Origin of the sequence: Pseudomonas sp. NY15437, from assembly GCF_048068435.1 — a bacterium.
GTDB classification, from domain to species: domain Bacteria; phylum Pseudomonadota; class Gammaproteobacteria; order Pseudomonadales; family Pseudomonadaceae; genus Pseudomonas; species Pseudomonas nitroreducens_B.
The window spans coordinates 126,782-143,773 of the sequence record NZ_JBLUQC010000005.1 but is presented as its reverse complement, the minus strand read 5'-3'; the positions used below and the strand labels follow the sequence as shown (position 1 = coordinate 143,773).

11 protein-coding genes are annotated in these 16,992 nt (G+C 66.5%); 3 read left to right on the top strand and 8 right to left on the bottom strand.

The window, feature by feature from the left end:
• Nucleotides 1-66: 66 nt before the first annotated feature.
• Nucleotides 67-1,086, bottom strand: a complete 1,020-nt coding sequence (locus ACNFIA_RS13920) for an AraC family transcriptional regulator (protein ID WP_416785680.1) — start codon at nt 1,084-1,086, stop codon at nt 67-69.
• A 122-nt stretch (nt 1,087-1,208) separates the two neighbouring features.
• Here ACNFIA_RS13920 and ACNFIA_RS13915 point away from each other — a divergent pair, with 122 nt between their 5' ends.
• Nucleotides 1,209-2,048 (top strand): metal-dependent hydrolase, encoded by an 840-nt coding sequence (locus ACNFIA_RS13915; RefSeq protein ID WP_259757215.1) that lies wholly within the window; start codon nt 1,209-1,211, stop codon nt 2,046-2,048.
• Nucleotides 2,049-2,530: 482 nt separating this feature from the next.
• Here ACNFIA_RS13915 and ACNFIA_RS13910 read toward each other — a convergent pair whose 3' ends face one another.
• Complete coding sequence (locus ACNFIA_RS13910) at nt 2,531-3,469, bottom strand: alpha/beta fold hydrolase (RefSeq protein WP_259757216.1); 939 nt, start codon at nt 3,467-3,469, stop codon at nt 2,531-2,533.
• Nucleotides 3,470-3,631: 162 nt separating this feature from the next.
• Here ACNFIA_RS13910 and ACNFIA_RS13905 point away from each other — a divergent pair, with 162 nt between their 5' ends.
• Complete coding sequence (locus tag ACNFIA_RS13905; RefSeq protein ID WP_416785676.1) at nt 3,632-4,504, top strand: hypothetical protein; 873 nt, start codon at nt 3,632-3,634, stop codon at nt 4,502-4,504.
• Between the two features lie 382 nt (nt 4,505-4,886).
• Here ACNFIA_RS13905 and ACNFIA_RS13900 read toward each other — a convergent pair whose 3' ends face one another.
• The 4 genes from ACNFIA_RS13900 to ACNFIA_RS13885 form a co-directional block, all read right to left on the bottom strand.
• On the bottom strand, nt 4,887-7,613 hold the full coding sequence (locus tag ACNFIA_RS13900; RefSeq protein WP_416785674.1) for a LuxR C-terminal-related transcriptional regulator: 2,727 nt from the start codon (nt 7,611-7,613) through the stop codon (nt 4,887-4,889).
• A gap of 231 nt (nt 7,614-7,844) precedes the next feature.
• Nucleotides 7,845-9,212, bottom strand: coding sequence for a DUF1329 domain-containing protein (locus ACNFIA_RS13895; RefSeq protein WP_259757220.1), 1,368 nt, complete (start codon nt 9,210-9,212; stop codon nt 7,845-7,847).
• A 166-nt stretch (nt 9,213-9,378) separates the two neighbouring features.
• Nucleotides 9,379-11,301: a DUF1302 domain-containing protein gene (locus ACNFIA_RS13890; protein ID WP_416785672.1), complete on the bottom strand. Its 1,923-nt coding sequence runs from the start codon at nt 11,299-11,301 to the stop codon at nt 9,379-9,381.
• A gap of 207 nt (nt 11,302-11,508) precedes the next feature.
• Nucleotides 11,509-13,191 carry a fatty acid--CoA ligase gene (locus ACNFIA_RS13885; RefSeq protein ID WP_416785669.1) on the bottom strand — a complete coding sequence of 561 codons (1,683 nt, stop codon included), beginning with the start codon at nt 13,189-13,191 and terminating at the stop codon, nt 11,509-11,511.
• A gap of 258 nt (nt 13,192-13,449) precedes the next feature.
• Here ACNFIA_RS13885 and ACNFIA_RS13880 point away from each other — a divergent pair, with 258 nt between their 5' ends.
• A complete protein-coding gene (locus tag ACNFIA_RS13880; protein ID WP_416785668.1) occupies nt 13,450-14,625 on the top strand; it encodes a thiolase family protein in 1,176 nt (391 codons plus the stop codon).
• Between the two features lie 132 nt (nt 14,626-14,757).
• Here ACNFIA_RS13880 and ACNFIA_RS13875 read toward each other — a convergent pair whose 3' ends face one another.
• Together ACNFIA_RS13875 and ACNFIA_RS13870 are read right to left on the bottom strand one after the other, a co-directional pair.
• Nucleotides 14,758-15,387: a LysE family translocator gene (locus ACNFIA_RS13875; protein WP_416785666.1), complete on the bottom strand. Its 630-nt coding sequence runs from the start codon at nt 15,385-15,387 to the stop codon at nt 14,758-14,760.
• Between the two features lie 81 nt (nt 15,388-15,468).
• Nucleotides 15,469-16,917, bottom strand: coding sequence for a DUF1266 domain-containing protein (locus ACNFIA_RS13870; RefSeq protein WP_416785663.1), 1,449 nt, complete (start codon nt 16,915-16,917; stop codon nt 15,469-15,471).
• Nucleotides 16,918-16,992 lie beyond the last annotated feature (75 nt).

Genomic DNA, 16,992 nt, shown 5'->3' with positions numbered 1-16,992 from the left:
GTTGGGAATACGCGGCCGGCATTTTCGCCGATTCCCCCTGCCCTGGCGAGTCGATGGGCCGTCGGCTCAATCGCCCTGGCGATAGTCCGTGGGCAGCTTGCCGGTCCACTTGCGGAACGCCCGGCGGAAGTTCGACGGGTCGTTGAAGCCCAGCAGCAGGGCGATTTCGTAGAGCGGCAGGTGCGTCGTGGTGAGGTATTGCAGGGCCAGGCGCTTGCGCACGTCGTCGAGCACCTCCTGGTAGGTGGTGCCCAGGTTCGAAAGATGTCGACGCAGGCTGCGGCCGCTGGTGTGCAGGTCGGCGGCGACGCTCTCCAGGTCCGGGAACTCGCCGGGGCGCGCCAGCAGCAGGCGGCGGATGCGGGTCAGCAGGCCTTCCTGGACGTCCAGCGTGGCCAGCAGCGCCTCGCACTGCTGCTCGCACATCTGCACCGTGGCCGGGTTGGCCAGCGCCATGGGCCGCGCCAGATACTCGCTGGGCAGGCCGATGAAGTGGAACGGCTGGTCGAACGACACCTCGGCGCCGAACACCTCGACGTAACGCTCGACATAGGCGGGCCTGGCATGGGCGAAGCCCACGCTGACGCCCTGCAGCGGCTCGCCCACCAGGAAGCGGGCGATGGTGTGCAGGCTGGTCATCAGGCCCTCGGCGGCGAAGCGGCCCATGGGCCCGAGGGGGATCGACTCGCTGGCGCGCAGGTAGGACACGCCGCCGTCCTCCACCATCTCCAGGTCGTAGGCCAGGCCAAGCACGCGGTAGTACTTCAGGGCGAAGGCGATGGCGCGTTCGAGGTTGGCGCTCGACAGCACTGCGTAGCCGAGGATGCCGTGGGTGGACACGTTCAGCCGCTGCCCCAGCAGCAGGCCGAAGGCCGGCTCGTTGCAGTGCGCCAGGGCGGCGCCGGCGAGCAGGTTGAAGTCGATGAAGGACAGGCGCCCGTTGGGGCTCTGCAGCACCTCGGGGCGCACGCGGGCCAGTTCGAACAGGCGCGTGCGCGGCACGCCCAGTTCCTCGGCGAGGTCCAGAAGCGCCTGCGCATAGGCGACGGGCACCAGTTCGGCGGTGAAATTGAGCGGTTGTTTCATCGTTCTTCTTATGGTTGACCACTGGCCGGATATGACCGGAAAGTTGGCAGACAATAACCTTGTGACGCTTTCCCTACAAGCCCAGAGTACTGACCATGGATAACCACAACACTGGAGCCGCCATGGCCAGCACTACCCCCGCAGGACTGGAGATCAAGCCCCGGCACATGGACTTCGATCTGCCCGATCCGCTGCCGCGTCACTGGCATAGTGGAGACGCCTTCAAGTCCCATCTGTTCGACGCCATGTCGGTGCTGTTCCCCGACGGCGAGCGTTTCTTCATCGACTCGGTGCGGCAGTTCCGCGACCAGATCAGCGACCCGGTGCTCAAGGAGCAGATCCGCGGCTTCATCGGCCAGGAAGGCCACCACAGCCGCGAGCACCTGACCTACAGCCAGCGCCTGCGCGACCTGGGCTACGACGTCACCGCCATCGAGAAGCGTGCCCAGGCGCGCATCCGTTTCACCCAGAAGAAGTTCCCGGCCAAGCGCCAACTGGCGGCGACCGCCGCGCTGGAGCACATCACCGCGATCATGGCCAACGGGCTGCTGACCGACCCGCGCACCATGGAAGGCGCCGACCCGGTGATGCAACGCCTGTGGCGCTGGCACGCGCTGGAAGAGACCGAGCACAAGGCGGTGGCCTTCGACGTCTACAACCAGGTCTGCGGCAGCCGCACGCTGCTGCGTCGGGCGATGCGCATGGCGACCTTCTTCTTCGTGCTGGATACCTTCCGCGGCCTGGTGCACATGCTCAAGGTGGACGGCCTGCTGTGGAACTGGCGCGTCTGGCGCGACGGCATCAAATGGACCTGGGGCAAGCACGGCATATTCCGCCCGCTGCTGCGGGAGTACCTGGACTTCTTCCGCTCCGACTTCCATCCGTGGCAGCACAACAACCTCGATGTGCTCTACGAGGTGCGCAAGGAATACGATCCGCAGCCGCTGGCGCACGCGGGCTGATCCCTCAGCGCTTTACGAACACCGCCCCGCTCTGTCGGGGCGGTGTCGTTTCTGCTGGTGCGTGGAGGCGTTTGGGTTTTCGTAGGAGCGGGGCTTCTGCGCGATAACCGCGCCCAGCGGGTACACCGAGCTGCCGGCGGGATTCGCGGACAAGGTCCGCTCCTACGCATCGGGCATCGCGGCTTCTCGGGGGCGCCCTTGTAGGAGCGCGCCATGCGCGCGATCGCGGGCATGGCCCGCTCCTACACGTTGGCCCCGTCGCCTGGCCCAGCGTAGGAGCGGATTCATCCTCGATCGGCGTCTCCCAAGCAGGGATGCCCCGGCTCTGCATGGCTTTTGTAGGAGCGAGCTTGCTCGCGAAGCTCTCTGGTTGAAACCCCATACCTCCGGCGGTTCACGAGCAAGCTCGCTCCTACCCAGAGCAACTCGGCGCAACGAAAAGCCCGGCACATGGCCGGGCTGTTTCATCACGAGATCAACACTCAGGCATGCAGGAAGCGCAGCGCATCCGCCGCCGATTCCTCGGGGATTTCCTCCATCGGGATATGCCCGACGCCGGGGTAGACCTTCACCTCGATGCCCGGCACGTCGCGCTGCCACATCGGCACGTGGCGCGGCGAGATCCAGCGGTCTCGCTCGCCCCACATCAGCAGGGTCGGCACCTTCAAGCCGGCCACGCGGTTGGGCGTGGTGGGCAGTTCCTCGCGGTTGGCCTTCACCAGCACGCGGAAGATATCGATCATCGCGCGGCGGTTGCCCGGACGGCGACTGATGTCGTAGTAGCGGTCGATCACCCCCGGCTTGATCTTGCGCGCATCGCCGTAGACTTCCTTGATGCCCTGGGCCACCAGGGCGCGTGGCATCCACATCGGCATCATGATGCCGGCGCCGGGCAGCACCGCGCTGGCGATCATCAGCGGGACCTTCTGCATGTAGTAGCCGGCCGGGTCGATGAGGATCAGCCGTTCGACGCGGTGGGCGTTGGCCAGCGCATAGTTCCAGGCGATGTAGCCGCCCAGGGAATTGCCGGCGATGGAGACCTGCTTGAGGTCCAGGCGGTCGAGGAACAGGCCGAACACCTTCACCAGGCGCTCGCCGTCGTACTCGCGGTCCTGGCCGCCGCCGGTGAGGCCGAAGCCCGGCACGTCGAGGCGGATGATGCGGAAGTGCGAAGACAACTCGGCGACCCAGCCGTCCCAGGTGTGCAGCGAGGCCATGACGCCGTGGACCATCACCAGCACCGGCTTGTCCGGGCTGCCTTCGTCGCGGTAGTGGATGTCGAAACCGTCGACGGTGATGAACTTCGAACCGGACTCGGGCGAGGCGTAGCGGGCCTTCAGGGCGGCCAGCGGCAGGGCGCCGAAGCCGTAGCGGGCCAGGCCCTCGGCCAGCGGCGGTTGCACAGACAATGTGGCGGTCATGGACGAGTGACTCCCGTGCTTGTTGTTCTGAAGCGCCATCACACCACAGCGCCTGCGGCACCGCGCCCAACCTAGGTAGTGTCGAGGCCCGCAACGGGATGACGCAGGCTGCGTGCCCCGCTAACCTAGCCCGACCCGCCCCCGCGCAAGGAAAGCCCGTTCGTGCCGATCCTCACTCGCCGTTCGCTGTGGCCGCTGGCCGTGCTGTTGCTACTCCTGTGCCGCCCTGCCCTGTCCGCCGACCTGTATTACCTGGGCCAGAAGATTCCCGATATCCAGCGCCCCTGGACCAGCGCCGACTACCAGGTGCTGATCGATGCGCTGAAGAAGATCGACGAAACCCAGGCCAACGGCCTGCCCCGGCGCAGCGGCGAGTTCACCGGGCCGATCTACCAGCGCATGGTCAGCGAGGAGAACTTCCGCCCGCAGTTGAACATCTACGCGCCACTGGAGCTGCGGCAGAACGAGGCGCGCGAGGTGCTGTTCAAGCTCAAGGAGCTGATGCGCCTGTACTTCAACTTCCGCGCCGCCAAGCAGCCCTATGGCGCCGAGGCGCTGGGGCTGATGAGCTACTCGCTGCGCGAACAGGCGATCCTGTTCAACCTGACGGTGGAGTTCTGGATGACCCTGGCGCAGAGCGAACAGCGCAACCCGGTGCGCCTGCAGGGCATGCAGGAAGCCAAGGCCGCCGCCTCGATGCTGACCAGCAGCGCGCTGGACTACCTCGGCCTGACCGCGCAGTTCGACCGCCAGGACCTGGTGCTGTACAGCGCGGAACTGGCCAAGCAGTTGCCGGAACTCTTCATCCACCTGCCGCCCGAGGTGCGCGTGCAACTGCTGATGCGCGTGGATGAGCTGGCGCAGAAGCACGCCTATCCGGAAGTGCGCGAGAACATGCGCGACCTGCTGCCAGTGCTGCAGGCGATCCAGGCGGATGTGCAAAAGCAGTTGGCCGCTCCGGCCAAGGGGCAGCCGGTGCCCAAGGGGCTGGACCTGAGTGCACCGCCGGAGGCGGAGAAGAAGACGGGAATGTGAACCGGAGCGGTACCCGTGATCTGTCGGAGCAACCGTCCTCTTCTGACAGCCCGTGCCTGTGTGCTCCGCTCCGGGTTTGTAGGAGCGGGCCATGCCCGCGAAATCCTGCGCGGCGGATTTGGCCGTTACCGGTGGACGCTGATGTGTAGAACTCAATCGCAGGAGCGCCCTCCGGGCGCTGTCGCGGGCATGGCCCGCTCCTACAGTTGGCACCGCCACTCCGCCCCAGCCCTGGCTACGCGCCCCGCTCCGAACGGAGAGGGAGCAATCCGAGTCGGCTGACGCCGCAGCTTCAACCGGCACCGATCCAGTCCCCTCTCCCTTCAGGGAGAGGGTTAGGGAGAGGGAAACACAGGCACGGACTTTCAGAAGACAGCCGCCCCTACCGCAACAGCCCCATCTCCTTCGCCCGCGCCACCGCCTGGGTGCGGCGTTCGACGCCGAGCTTGTCGTTGATGTGGCGGGCGTGACTCTTCACGGTGTGCAGGGAGATGAACAGGCGCTCGCTGATCTCCTGGTTGGAGCAGCCCTGGGCGATCAGCTCCAGCACCGCCAGCTCACGCCCGCTCAGGCAGTCGGCGAGCACTGCGCCGCGCTCCGGCAGGGCGGGCAAGCGTTCGCGCAGGGCCTCGATGGCCGGTGAGGGAGCCCGCACCGCCAGTTGCTCGCGCAGCCATTCCGGATGCTGCAGCAGCACTTCATGCAGCGGGATCAGCAGGCCGACGGCCAGCCCATTGAGGCACTCGCCCAACTCGAACGAGGCTTCGCGCTCGCGGCCATCCTGCAGCAGCAAAGCCACCAGTTGGCCCTGGGCGAAGCGCGCCTGCAATTGCGCGCCGCCCTGCAGGGCACCGCTGGCCACGGCGCGCAGGCGCGCTTCGGCATCCTGCAGGCGGCCTTCATGGCGCTCCAGCTGGGCCTGGAGCATTTCCACGTTGCGCGGCAGCTGCGGCGAACATTCCGGCGGGGTTGCCGGCTGGTCGCCGGTGTAGGTGTCGCGCAGACGCTCCAGCCAGGCGGTGGCCAGTTCGACCTGGCCCTGGCCCAGCCAGAGTTCGCATTTGATCAGGGTGATCGCCGACAGGTAGTAGACCGGCGGCACGTCCCAGACGTGCATCATCCGCTCCACCTCGGCGAGGTGGGCGAAGGCGCGGGTGTAGTTGCCCAGCCGCCCTTCCAGGCTGGCCAGCACGCAAAAACCGATTACCAGGCTGATATCGCGGCAGGCGCGGGCTTCCTCGATGCCCGCCTTCAGGCACTTGCGCGCCTCATCCGGCTGCAGGGCCAGGCTGCGCAGGTAGCCCTGGTAAAGCATCAGCCGACCGCGCACCGCGTAGCGCCGCTGGGACGACAGACCGGACAGCCGCGCCAGGCCCTGGCGCACCTCTTCCTCGGCGCGCAGCACTTCGCCGCGCGCCTGCAGTACACGGGCACGGTCGTAATGCACCATGGCTTCGAACAGCGGATTGCCAAAGCGCTGCGCCAGTTCCAGGGCCTCGCGATTCAGCCCGCGCGCACGCCACAGGTCATCGCGCACGATGGCCAGGTTACTCAGGGTCGACAGGCACAGCAGGCGCGGCCCGAAACGCTCCGGGCCGAGGCCGTGCATGGCTTCTTCGCAGTGCCGCTCGGCCGCCTCGATCTCGCCACGACCGCGGGCGATCACCCCCGCCAGCGCCTGCCATTGCGCCAGCAGGTCACGCTGGGTGGCGATGTCAGCGGCGGGCAGGAAGCGCGACAACTGCGCCCCCAGCTCTTCGGCGGCGTCCAGCTGGCAGGCCAGTGCCAGCGCCCAGCTGTACAGCACGATCAGGCGCGGCGTGCTGGCCAGCAGGCTGTCGGGCAGGTCCATCTTCCAGCGCAGCAGCGTGGCGACGTTCTGCTCGGCCAGCAGTTGTTCCTCGGAAAGGCTCTGCACCAGGCTCGCCGCCACTTCCGGGTGGCCCGCGCGCAGGGCTTGCTCCACCGCATCGTCGAACAGCCCCTGGGCGCTGAACCAGCGGCACGCGCGCAGGTGCAGAGCCGCCGCCGAAGGCCCGGAGCCGGGCAGCGGCCGCGCCAGCAGCAGGTCGGAGAACAGATGGTGATAACGGAACCACTGGCCCTGCTCGTCCAGCGGCACCAGGAACACCTGGTGCTGCTGCAGGTGGCGCAGAATGGCCGCGCTGTCGTGGGCATCGCGCAGCGCATCGCAGAGTTCGGCGGAGAAGCGTTCGAAGCGCGCGGTCTGGGCCAGGAACACCTGGACCTCCGGCGACTGCTTGTCGATCACCTCTTCCAGCAGATAGTCGCGGATCAGCTCCTCGGCACCATGCACGGACAGATCCGGCACGTTCGCCGCCAGTTCGTCGCCATGGGCCAGCAGCCACAGGCGCAGCCCGGCGATCCAGCCTTCGCTGCGCTCGACCAGGTTGTCCAGGGCGTTGTCGTCCAGTTGTGCGCCGTTGGCCGAAACGAGTTGCGCGGTTTCCTCGACGGTCAGGCGCAGGTCCTGTTCGCTGAACTCCAGCAGCTGCCGCGACAGGCGCAGGCGCGCCAGGTGCCAGTCCGGCCGCTGGCGGCTGGTGACCAGCACCACCAGGCCGGCGGGCTGGTGGTTGAGGAGGAACTGCAGGCAGCGGTCGAGCACCGCGCCCTGGGCCAGGTGGTAGTCATCCAGCACCAGCAGCAGCGGGCGGTCGACGGACAGGCTGTCCACCAGTTCATCGAGCAGGTCGTCGAGCCAGGCTTCGAAGGCGAAGGGCTGATGGCGCTGGCGCATTTTCAGCAGGGCCAGGGCCTCTTCGCCCAGGGTGGGGAAATGCAGGCGCAGGCCTTCGAGCAGGCGTTCGAGGAAACGCCCGGGGTCGCTGTCGCGGGCGCTGAGGCCCAGCCACAGGCTGCGCCACTGGCTTTCCAGGGTCTGACAGAATTCGATGGCCAGCGAGCTCTTGCCGAAGCCCGCGGGCGCGGACACCAGGATCAACCGTCCTTCGAGCCCGGCCGCCATGCGCTGGCATAGGCGCGAACGGGCGACATGGCCATGCGGCAGCGGCGGTCGGAAGAAGCGGCTGCCGGCCGTGCTGGGGGGGACATCGGTCAGACTGGGCAGAGTCGAGAAGTCGGTCATCGGCCTGGCTCTTGCTCTAGCTCTTATAGCGGTCAACGAAAGGCACACTGTTGACCGAGCCTAGCCGCTCGCGGGCGGGATTAGAAGCCGATTTTGTTACCTTTGCCCACAATGTGACCAGAAGGCTCTCTGGATTCAGCCCTTCATTCATCCGGTGGATGATCCGCCATAAAAAAACCGGCCCGAAGGCCGGTTTTTCTCACCGCGGAACCACCCGTGGGGATCGGGGGATCAGCGCACGCCTTCCTGGCGAAGCGCTGCCGGGGTGAAGTCGCTTTCCGAAGCGCTGTAGTTGAAGTCGTAAGCGGATTTCTCCTCGTTCTTCAGACCCAGCACCAGGTAACGACCGGACAGCAGGTCATACAGGGTTTCCGCGGTGTACCACGGTACCTGGTAGTTGTAGTAGTACTGGTTGAAGGCCTCAGCCACGCGCCACAGGGTGCCGCGACCGTCGTAGTGGTCGATCTCCACGGCCTGCCAGGTGTCCTCGTCGATGAAGAAGTCACGCTTGGCGTAGATGTGGCGCTCGCCCGGCTTCAGGGTGGCGGTCACGTGCCATACGCGGTGCAGCTCGTAGCGGGTCAGGTCCTGGTTGAGGTGGCCAGGCTTGATGATGTCCGAATACTTCAGCTTCGGATCGTCCATCTTGTAGTTGTTGTACGGGATGTACAGCTCCTGCTTGCCCACCAGTTTCCAGTCGTAGCGGTCCGGCGCACCGTTGTACATGTCCAGGTTGTCGGAGGTCCGCAGGCCATCGGCGGCGGTACCCGGGCCGTCGTAGGAGACTTGCGGGGCGCGGCGCACGCGGCGCTGACCGGCGTTGTAGAGCCAGGCCAGGCGCGGTTCCTTCACCTGGTCGAGGGTCTCGTGCACCAGCAGCACGTTACCGGCCAGGCGCGCCGGGGCGGTGACGCGTTGCTTGAAGTAGAACAGGACGTTGCTCGGCTTGCTGGCGTCGTAGTCCTTCAGGTCGGTGCGGAAGACGAATTCGTCCTGGAAATACACCAGCGAGTAGGAGCCGTTGACCTGCGGGGTGGCCTGGGTCACCAGACGGCGAACATGGCCGCCACGGTAGCGGGTGATGTGGTTCCAGATGACTTCCAGGCCGTCCTTCGGAATCGGGAAGGGGTTGGCCACCTGGAAGTTCTCCAGACCGTTGCCGCCCTGCAGCAGCTTGGTGGAGGTGGCGTTCTTCTTGGTCGCCTCCAGCACGTTGGCCGGCACGGTGGCGGTGCGGTGGGTCGGGTACACCGGCATCTTGTAGGTGTCGGGGTAGCGCTTGAACATGGCTTGCTGGCCAGGGGTCAGCTTGTCCTTGTACTGGTCCATGTTCTGCGCGGTGATGGTGAACAGCGGCTTCTCGTTGGCGAACGGGTCGCTGAGGAAGCCCTTGCTGTCGGCGGTGCCGGCATTCTTGGGCAGGCCGCCGGTCCAGGCCGGGATGCTGCCGTCGGCGTTGCCGGCCTTTTCCGCGCCCATCGGGGTCAGGGTGGTGCCAAGCTTGGCCGCTTCATCGGCAGAGACGGCCGCCATCACCTGGGAGGCGATGAGGCTGAGCGCCAGGGCGCCCGTGTGCAGCAGGATCTTTGTTGTTCTCATGCGTTTGTCGTCCTCGTTGAGTCTTTGCCCGCCGCGATGGCCGCCCCAGCCGGATGCTGCTGCCAGGGCGGGTCGCGGGTCTTGTCTGCTGCTCGCGTGGCCAGGTCACCCGGCCGCGCGGGTGGCCCGCCGCAAGGGCGGGCCGCTTGCCGGTTGAACGGCCGGCTTAGAAGGTCACACCGAAGCTGAGGCTGACGAAGTCGCGATCGTCGACCGTGGAGTACTTGCCATCGAAGTAGTTGGTGTACGCCAAGCTGGCGGTGTAGGTGTTCAGGTAGTCGGCGTCGATACCCAGGCTGACGGCCTTGCGGCCTTCCTCGAAGTTGCCGCCCGGGCCGGGGGAGTAGCCGTCGACGTCGTGGGACCAGGCCACGTTGGGCTTGAGGTTCACACCGGCGAAGACGTCGTTGTAGTCCCAGATGGCGCGGGCGCGGTAGCCCCAGGAGTCGGCAGTGGTGAAGCCTTCGCTTTCGCAGTTGCGGCTGACGTTGTTGGCGTTGGGGGTACCCAGGGTCGAGGCGTTGAGCGCCTCGCAGGTGGCCATGCCGTTGAGGGAGCCGTTCAGCGGGCCGGGTCCGAAGACCGGGTCACGGCCGTAGCGTGCCTTGTTCTGGCTTTCCAGGCCGCCGACGTGGGTCCAGCCGACTTCGCCCACCAGGGTCAGACGCTCGGCGCCCATGACCTGGTCGAAGAAGTGGGTGAAGGTGGTCTGCAGTTGGGTGACTTCCTTGCGGCGGTAGCCGTGCAGGTCCTGGCCGGCATTGCCGGTCAGCACGGAGGCATTGTCGTAGACGTGGTTGCCGCCGATGGACACCGGGTCCAGGCCGGAATACAGGATGTCGGTGGTGTTCAGCTGCACCGGGGCGTTCGGCCGGTAGCTGATCTCGCCCTGCCAGGCGGTGCCGGTGGGCAGCGTGGTGGAGAAGCTCAGGCCGTACAGGCGGATGTCTTCGGGGTACTCGATGAAGTAGCTGGAGTTGCCCGCCATCGCCGCCGCGCCAGCCTGGGCCGCCAGGGACGGGCTGATCCGCGCGATGTTGGTGATCAGCTGGTTGATCTGCGCGACCTTGGAGGTGTCGGCGCCACGGCCGGAGAAGATCGGCAGGCGGCTGTGGTAGTTCATGTAGTAGCCACCGAACTCGGTGTTCAGGCTGTCGGCGAAGTACTTCAGGGAGAAGCCGTACTGGCCGCTGTCGCGGGCGTCGCGGTCCGGGCCGCGCTTGACCACCAGGCCTTCGTTCCACGGCGACGGAGTGACCGCCAGGTTCGGGCCGAGCAGGCCGTTCAGGGTGCGGATCGATGCCGCGTTGTTGGTCAGCACCGCGAGGTTCTGGGTGCAGCCGTCAGCCACCACGTCCGGCTGGGAGAAGAAAGTGCCGCAGTTGTCGACCACCGTCTGGTCCCACTCCAGCTGGTAGAAGCCTTCGGCGGACAGGTTGTCGGTGAGGTTCTGCGACAGGTAGAACATGTTCACCGGCACCAGGGCTTCCTTGATCTCGGAGCCCGGACGGCGGAAGGCGGTGACGTCGAACGGGTTGATCACGCTGATGCCGTTCTGGATGAAGGTGCTCTCGCCCCAGTTCACCACCTGCTTGCCCAGGCGCACGGTGCCCGGCAGCTCGCCGATGGTGTAGTTGTGGTAGATGAAGGCGTCGAGCAGCTCCGCGCCGGAGGCCTGGGCGGCTTCCTTGCGGTTGTGGTCCGACAGCGGCTTGAACTCGGTGCTCTCGTCCTTCTGCTCGAAGTCGTACCAGTACTTGCCGCGCAGGAACACGCCGGTGTCCTCGTACTTCAGCTCGAGGTCGTGGATGCCCTTGAAGATCTTGGAGAAGGTTTCGCCGGCCTTGTAGTTCAGGTGGCCGTCGTCGGAGGTCTGGGACAGGCCCTTGCCGCCGTTGTTGACGCCGATGAGGTTCTTGTTCGGATTCTGCGTCGACCAGCTGGCCCCCACGGACAGCGTCGAGTCGAACGAACCTTCGATTTCCCCGATGTTGAAACTGACGGCGGAAGCCGGAGCCGCCAGCGAGGACGCCAGGCTGACTGCCAGCGGCAGCCGCGCGAGGCGCCAGATATGTTTCATGGTTTTCATCGACGCTACTCCATGTGTTTTTTGTTATGAGTAACACCGACTATATCCAGCGACCTGACCGCCTTGATCGCTCGAAAGTGTGATTTCGCTTACAAAGCCCCTGACTAGACGCTTGCGCTGGCGCTGAGGCGGCGTCGCCACTGGGCTGCGCCGTGCCAAGCGCTTGCTTGGCACGGCGCGCGAAAACCGTGACTTGCCGGTCGTCGGTCACACCGTGGAGAGGAAAGCGCTGCCGGCTTCCTGCCATTGGGCGATGTCTACCCGGATACGCTTCTTGTCGAGCTTGCCGACGCTGGTCTTGGGAACTTCAGTAACAACGGCGATCTGCGAGGGAATCGCCCACTTGTTGATGTGGCCCTGCTCGACGAAAGGCTTGAGATGCTCGCGCAGCGCCCTGGCGTCCAGCGCCTGGCCATCACGCAGCACCAGCAGGGCGAACGGGCGCTCGCCCCATTGCGGGTCGGGGACGCCGACCACGGCCACCTCGCGCACCGCCGGATGACGACTGATGAGGTCTTCCAGCTCCAGGGAGGACAGCCACTCGCCGCCGGTCTTGATCACATCCTTGATGCGGTCGCGGATGTCGATGAAGCCCATGCCGTCCAGGGTTGCCACGTCGCCGGTGTGCAGCCAGCCGCCGGCCCAGAGTTCCTCGCCCTTCTGCGGCTCGCGGAAATAGCCCTGAGTCAGCCACGGCGCGCGCAGCACCAGTTCGCCCTGGGATTCACCGTCGGCCGGGAGGAACTCGCCGTGCTCGTCCATGATCGCCGCTTCCACCAGCGGCACCGGCACCCCGGCCTTGATGCGGTAGGTGGTGCGCTCGTCCTCGCTGCCGGCGCACAGTTCCTGGTTGAGGTAACCACAGGAAATCAGCGGGCAGGTCTCGGACATCCCGTAGGCGGCTGTGAGCTGGATGCCGCGCGCCTTGGCGGCGTCGTACAGCGCATGGTTGAGCGCGCTGCCGCCGATGATGATCTTCAGCCCGCCGAAGTCGTGGTCCTTGGCGCTGGCGGCATTGAGCATCATCTGCAGGATAGTCGGCACGCAGTGGGAGAAGGTCACCTTCTCCTCGCGGATCAGCTTGCACAGCAGTTCCGGCTCGTAGCGCCCCGGATACACCTGCTTCACCCCCAGCATGGTCGCCACGTAGGGCACGCCCCAGGCATGTACGTGGAACATCGGGGTGATCGGCATGTACACATCGTTGGTGCCCATCAGGCGGATGCTGTCCAGGCTGCCGATGGTCGAGGCCATGGCCAGGGTGTGCAGCACCAGTTGGCGGTGGGTGAAGTACACGCCCTTGGGGTTGCCGGTGGTGCCGGTGGTGTAGAAGGTGGTCGCCACCGAGTTCTCGTCGAAGTCGGGGAACGCATAGCGCGGGCTGGCGGCGGCCAGCAAGGTCTCGTACTCGCCCACGCAATTGGGCAGCGCGCAGCTCTTGTCGGCGCCGTCGGTGAGCAGCAGGGTCTTTTCCACCGTGGTCAGTTGCCCGGCGATGCCCTGGTAGAGCGGCACGAACTCGCTGTTGACCAGCACGAAGCGGTCGTCGGCGTGGTTCATGGTGTAGAGGATCTGCTCCGGCGAGAGGCGGATGTTGATGGTGTGCAGCACCGCGCCGATCATCGGGATGGCGAACATGCATTCGAGGTAACGGTGGCTGTCCCAGTCCATCACCGCCACGGTGTCACCGGCCTTCACGCCGGCCTCGCTGAGCACGTTGGCCAGCCGGGCGACGCGCTCGTTGAAGGTGGCATAGCTGTAACGCACGGTGTCGCGGTAGACGATCTCCCTGCCCTTTTCGTAACGGCTGCCCGACAGCAGCAGGCTTTTGATCAACAGCGGGTACTGATAGGCGTTCTGTGCAGCAGGGATAACACGGGTTTTCAGCATGGCGTGCGCACTCTCAAGGCTGGACGTCGAGTTGAGTCTTATGAGGATGAGACCGACTCTAGAGCGCCGCGGGTGTCCATTCATCAGTCAAAAGAGTGATTTGCCGATGACTCTTTGGCCACATCCGGTCACGCGGTAGAATCCCCGCGCCCGGTCGTTCACGACCGGTACCTTTTACCCGGAGCACGCATGGGCCTGCGGCCGCCGAGCACGCGGCCCCGTGCGGACTTCTACAACAAGAGCGAAGAGGTTAGTTTCATGTCCGAGATCGTCATCGTCAGCGGCGCCCGTACTCCCATGGGCGGCTTCCAGGGCAGCCTGTCCGGCGTTTCCGCCGTCGACCTGGGCGCCATCGCCATCCGTGAAGCCATTTCCCGTGCCGGCATCCAGCCCGCGGACGTGCAGGAAGTGATCATGGGCAACGTACTGCCCGCCGGCCTGAAACAGGGCCCGGCCCGCCAGGCGGCGCTGAACGCAGGCCTGCCCGCCGCCACCGGCTGCACCACCATCAACAAGCTCTGCGGCTCGGGCATGAAGGCCGTGATGCTGGCCCACGACCTGCTCAAGGCCGGCACCAACAGCGTGATGGTCGCCGGCGGCATGGAGAGCATGTCCAATGCCCCCTACGTCCTTGAGAAGGCCCGCACCGGCCTGCGCATGGGCCACGGCGAGATCAAGGACCACATGTTCCTCGACGGCCTGGAAGACGCCCGCACCGGCCGCCTGATGGGTTCCTTCGCCCAGGAAACCGCCGATCAATACAACGTCACCCGCGAAGAAATGGACGCCTACGCCATCGAATCGCTCAAGCGCGCCCAGGCCGCCATCGCCGACGGCTCGCTGGCATCGGAAATCGTCCCGGTCACCGTCACCACCCGCAAGGGCGAGACTGTGGTGAAGGACGACGAGCAGCCGCTGACCGCCAACCTGGAGAAGATTCCCGGCCTGCGTCCGGCGTTCCGCAAGGACGGCACCATCACCGCCGCCAACGCCAGCTCCATCTCCGACGGCGCCTCCGCGCTGGTCCTGATGACCGCAGAGGAAGCCGCCCGCCGTGGCCTGAAGCCGCTGGCGAAGATCGTCGCCCACGCCACCCAGAGCCAGGACCCGGCCGAGTTCACCCTGGCCCCCATCGGCGCCATGACCAACCTGTTCAAGAAGGCTGGCTGGAGCAAGGACGACGTGGACCTGTTCGAGATCAACGAAGCCTTCGCCATGGTCACCATGCTCGCCATGCGCGAACACGGCCTGGACCACGCCAAGGTCAACGTCTACGGCGGCGCCTGCGCCCAGGGCCACCCGGTCGGCTCCACCGGCTCGCGGATCATCGTCACCCTGATCAACGCCCTGCAGAAGAAGGGCGGCAAGCGCGGCGTGGCCTCGCTGTGCATCGGCGGCGGCGAAGCCACCGCAGTGGCGATCGAGCTGGTCTGATCCCGGGCCGCACATGAAAAAGGGGCGCCGAGGCGCCCCTTTTTCATGGTGCATTGCAGGGGCGAGCTTGCTCGCGAACCCGCCCCGCCGCGAAGCTGTTCTCGAGAAGCTCGCTCCTGCGAAAAGCGATCCTCAGCGCAGTTCGGTGAACGCCAGCTTGATCCCCAGGCCGATCAGCACCACGCCCATCAGCCGGTCGAACCAGTGGCCGAGGCGGGCGAAGCCGGCGCGCACGCGCTGCTGGCTGAACAGCAGCGCCACCAGGCAGAACCAGGCGGCGGTCGCGCACGCCAGGTAAACGCCGTAACCGGCCTGCACCGCCAGCGGTGTGTGCGGGTTGATCACCACGGTGAACAGCGAGAGGAAGAACAGCGTGGCCTTGGGGTTCAGACCGTTGGTGACGAAGCCGGCGACATAGGCGCCGCGCGCGCTGCGGGCTACCGGCGCGGCGAGCGTTTCGGCGGCCGCCGGGCCCGCCGGGCGCGCGCGCAGCGCCTTGAAGCCGATGTACAGCAGGTAGGCCGCCGCCAGCCATTTCAGTGCATTGAACAGCACGATGGACTGCGACACGATCAGCCCGATGCCCAGCAGCGAATAGGTGACGTGGAGGAAGATCGCGCTGCCCACGCCCAGGGCCGTCCAGGTGCCGGCGCGCCGGCCGTGGGTCACGCTCTCGCGCACGACCACGGCGAAATCCGGGCCGGGGCTGGCCACCGCCAGCAGGTGAATGAACGCCACCGTGAGAAATTCCGCCCAGTACATCGCGCCTCCGAATACCCGTGGAAAAGCTCAGGTTCTATACGAATCGCCGGGGGCGCGACAAGGGCAACGGCGCACGACCGCTCACTGCGCGACGGCTTGAGGCACGCTGTGCAGCAATGGCAGGCGCGCCAGGCTGCAGGCCTGCCAGGGCGAGCGGTATTCGGGGAACGGACAGATGCCGTCGAGCAGCGTCGTTGCGCTGCGGATCAGTTGTTGGCTCGCCTGTCGGTTGTCGTTCGCCAGGGCATGCCCCAGCACCACCGACACCAGGTAATCCTCCCAGCTCTCGAAGGCGTCGCGCGCCAGGCGGGCGATATGCCGCAGGGCATTCCACAGGCGCTGTTCATCCAGCAGCCCCGCACTGAACGCCAGCCGGGCGCCGAACGCCGCGCGCTCCAGGTCGTAGCCCAGCACGCTGCGACAATGATCGATGCACTCAGGGTCGTGCCCCGCCTTGAGTAAGGCGCGCCGCCCCTGCTCGTAACGGGCGGCGGGGCTGCCTTGCCCGCCCGCGGGCGGCGAAGCCCCTTCCGCGTTGGCAGCCTGCCGCAGAATCGCGTCGAGACGGCTGCGGCTGCCGGTCTCCAGCAGCCACGCCAAACGCTTGCGCACCTGCACCGAATCGGCGGCCTGCCAGTGCCGCGCCAGCCACTGCCGGTGCTGCTCGTGCTGATGCGGCGCAATGGCCAACCGGTCGATGCGCGCGCCGCCACAAGTGGCGATCAGCGCGCCGAAGGCGAGCAAGGCGTCGCGCGACGGGCGCTGCGGCGCGGCGTCGTAGCGTTCCAGCTGCAATAGCACATCGCGCACCTCGATCTCCGCCAAGGGGTGGCTGCGCCATAGGCCCGCCGGCGCGCCACGCGGGTCGTCCAGCAGGGATTTGAATGCCCTGATGGCTTCGCCGGCAGAGCACTCCTCCCGCAGCAGCACGGCGCGCGCGAGCACGAACGAGGCGGCGTAGGCCTGCCAGTCGGTGAAGGTGCGGCGCGCGGCCTCCGCCACCCAGGTCAGGGTCAGCCAGAACGCCGACTCGTCCAGATACGCACAGGCATGACTGCGCCGAGCCAGCCAGGCGATGCGCTCCAGTTCATAGGCGGACATCGACAGGTCCTGCGGAACACGCAGCCCCGCCCGGCTCCACGCGCGTCGGGCCTGCTTCCAGCGCAACCGCTGTTCGCCGTCGAAGGCGCTCGGCTCCTTGCGCTGCAAGCGCAGGAAGTCATCGTCCAGCGTGCGGCTCTGCGCCTGCATGAACAGGTCCTGCAGGATGCTGCGCGCCGACCCGGCATCGCGGATGCCCCAGCGCTGCAACTGCTCGTGCGGCGGCGCGCTGCCGTCCCCGACACTGCACGCCGCCATCAGCGCGCCGAAGCACAACAGGGGTTCGGTACCTGCCGAATACACCCGATTGTTCCGCTGAGCACCGGCGTGAGCCACGGGCGCCCCCGCCCGGGACCAGGCCCATGCGCCCATGAAGCCCAGCGCGGTGAGGCCGGCGGCACCGAGGCCGGAAAGGATCCACCCCATCATCGTGAGTCACCTCGAATCGTCGATGAGGGGACTCTACGAAGTCGCCGCCACCGCGCAGATGAGGGAAACCCGAAA

What these genes read in the sequence shown, in the direction of transcription:
- ACNFIA_RS13920 (WP_416785680.1), bottom strand. Translation starts at nt 1,086, where the DNA reads ATGAAACAACCGCTCAATTTCACCGCCGAACTGGTGCCCGTCGCCTAT.
- ACNFIA_RS13915 (WP_259757215.1), top strand. Translation starts at nt 1,209, where the DNA reads ATGGCCAGCACTACCCCCGCAGGACTGGAGATCAAGCCCCGGCACATG.
- ACNFIA_RS13910 (WP_259757216.1), bottom strand. Translation starts at nt 3,469, where the DNA reads ATGACCGCCACATTGTCTGTGCAACCGCCGCTGGCCGAGGGCCTGGCC.
- ACNFIA_RS13900 (WP_416785674.1), bottom strand. Translation starts at nt 7,613, where the DNA reads ATGACCGACTTCTCGACTCTGCCCAGTCTGACCGATGTCCCCCCCAGC.
- ACNFIA_RS13895 (WP_259757220.1), bottom strand. Translation starts at nt 9,212, where the DNA reads ATGAGAACAACAAAGATCCTGCTGCACACGGGCGCCCTGGCGCTCAGC.
- ACNFIA_RS13890 (WP_416785672.1), bottom strand. Translation starts at nt 11,301, where the DNA reads ATGAAAACCATGAAACATATCTGGCGCCTCGCGCGGCTGCCGCTGGCA.
- ACNFIA_RS13885 (WP_416785669.1), bottom strand. Translation starts at nt 13,191, where the DNA reads ATGCTGAAAACCCGTGTTATCCCTGCTGCACAGAACGCCTATCAGTAC.
- ACNFIA_RS13880 (WP_416785668.1), top strand. Translation starts at nt 13,450, where the DNA reads ATGTCCGAGATCGTCATCGTCAGCGGCGCCCGTACTCCCATGGGCGGC.
- ACNFIA_RS13875 (WP_416785666.1), bottom strand. Translation starts at nt 15,387, where the DNA reads ATGTACTGGGCGGAATTTCTCACGGTGGCGTTCATTCACCTGCTGGCG.
- ACNFIA_RS13870 (WP_416785663.1), bottom strand. Translation starts at nt 16,917, where the DNA reads ATGATGGGGTGGATCCTTTCCGGCCTCGGTGCCGCCGGCCTCACCGCG.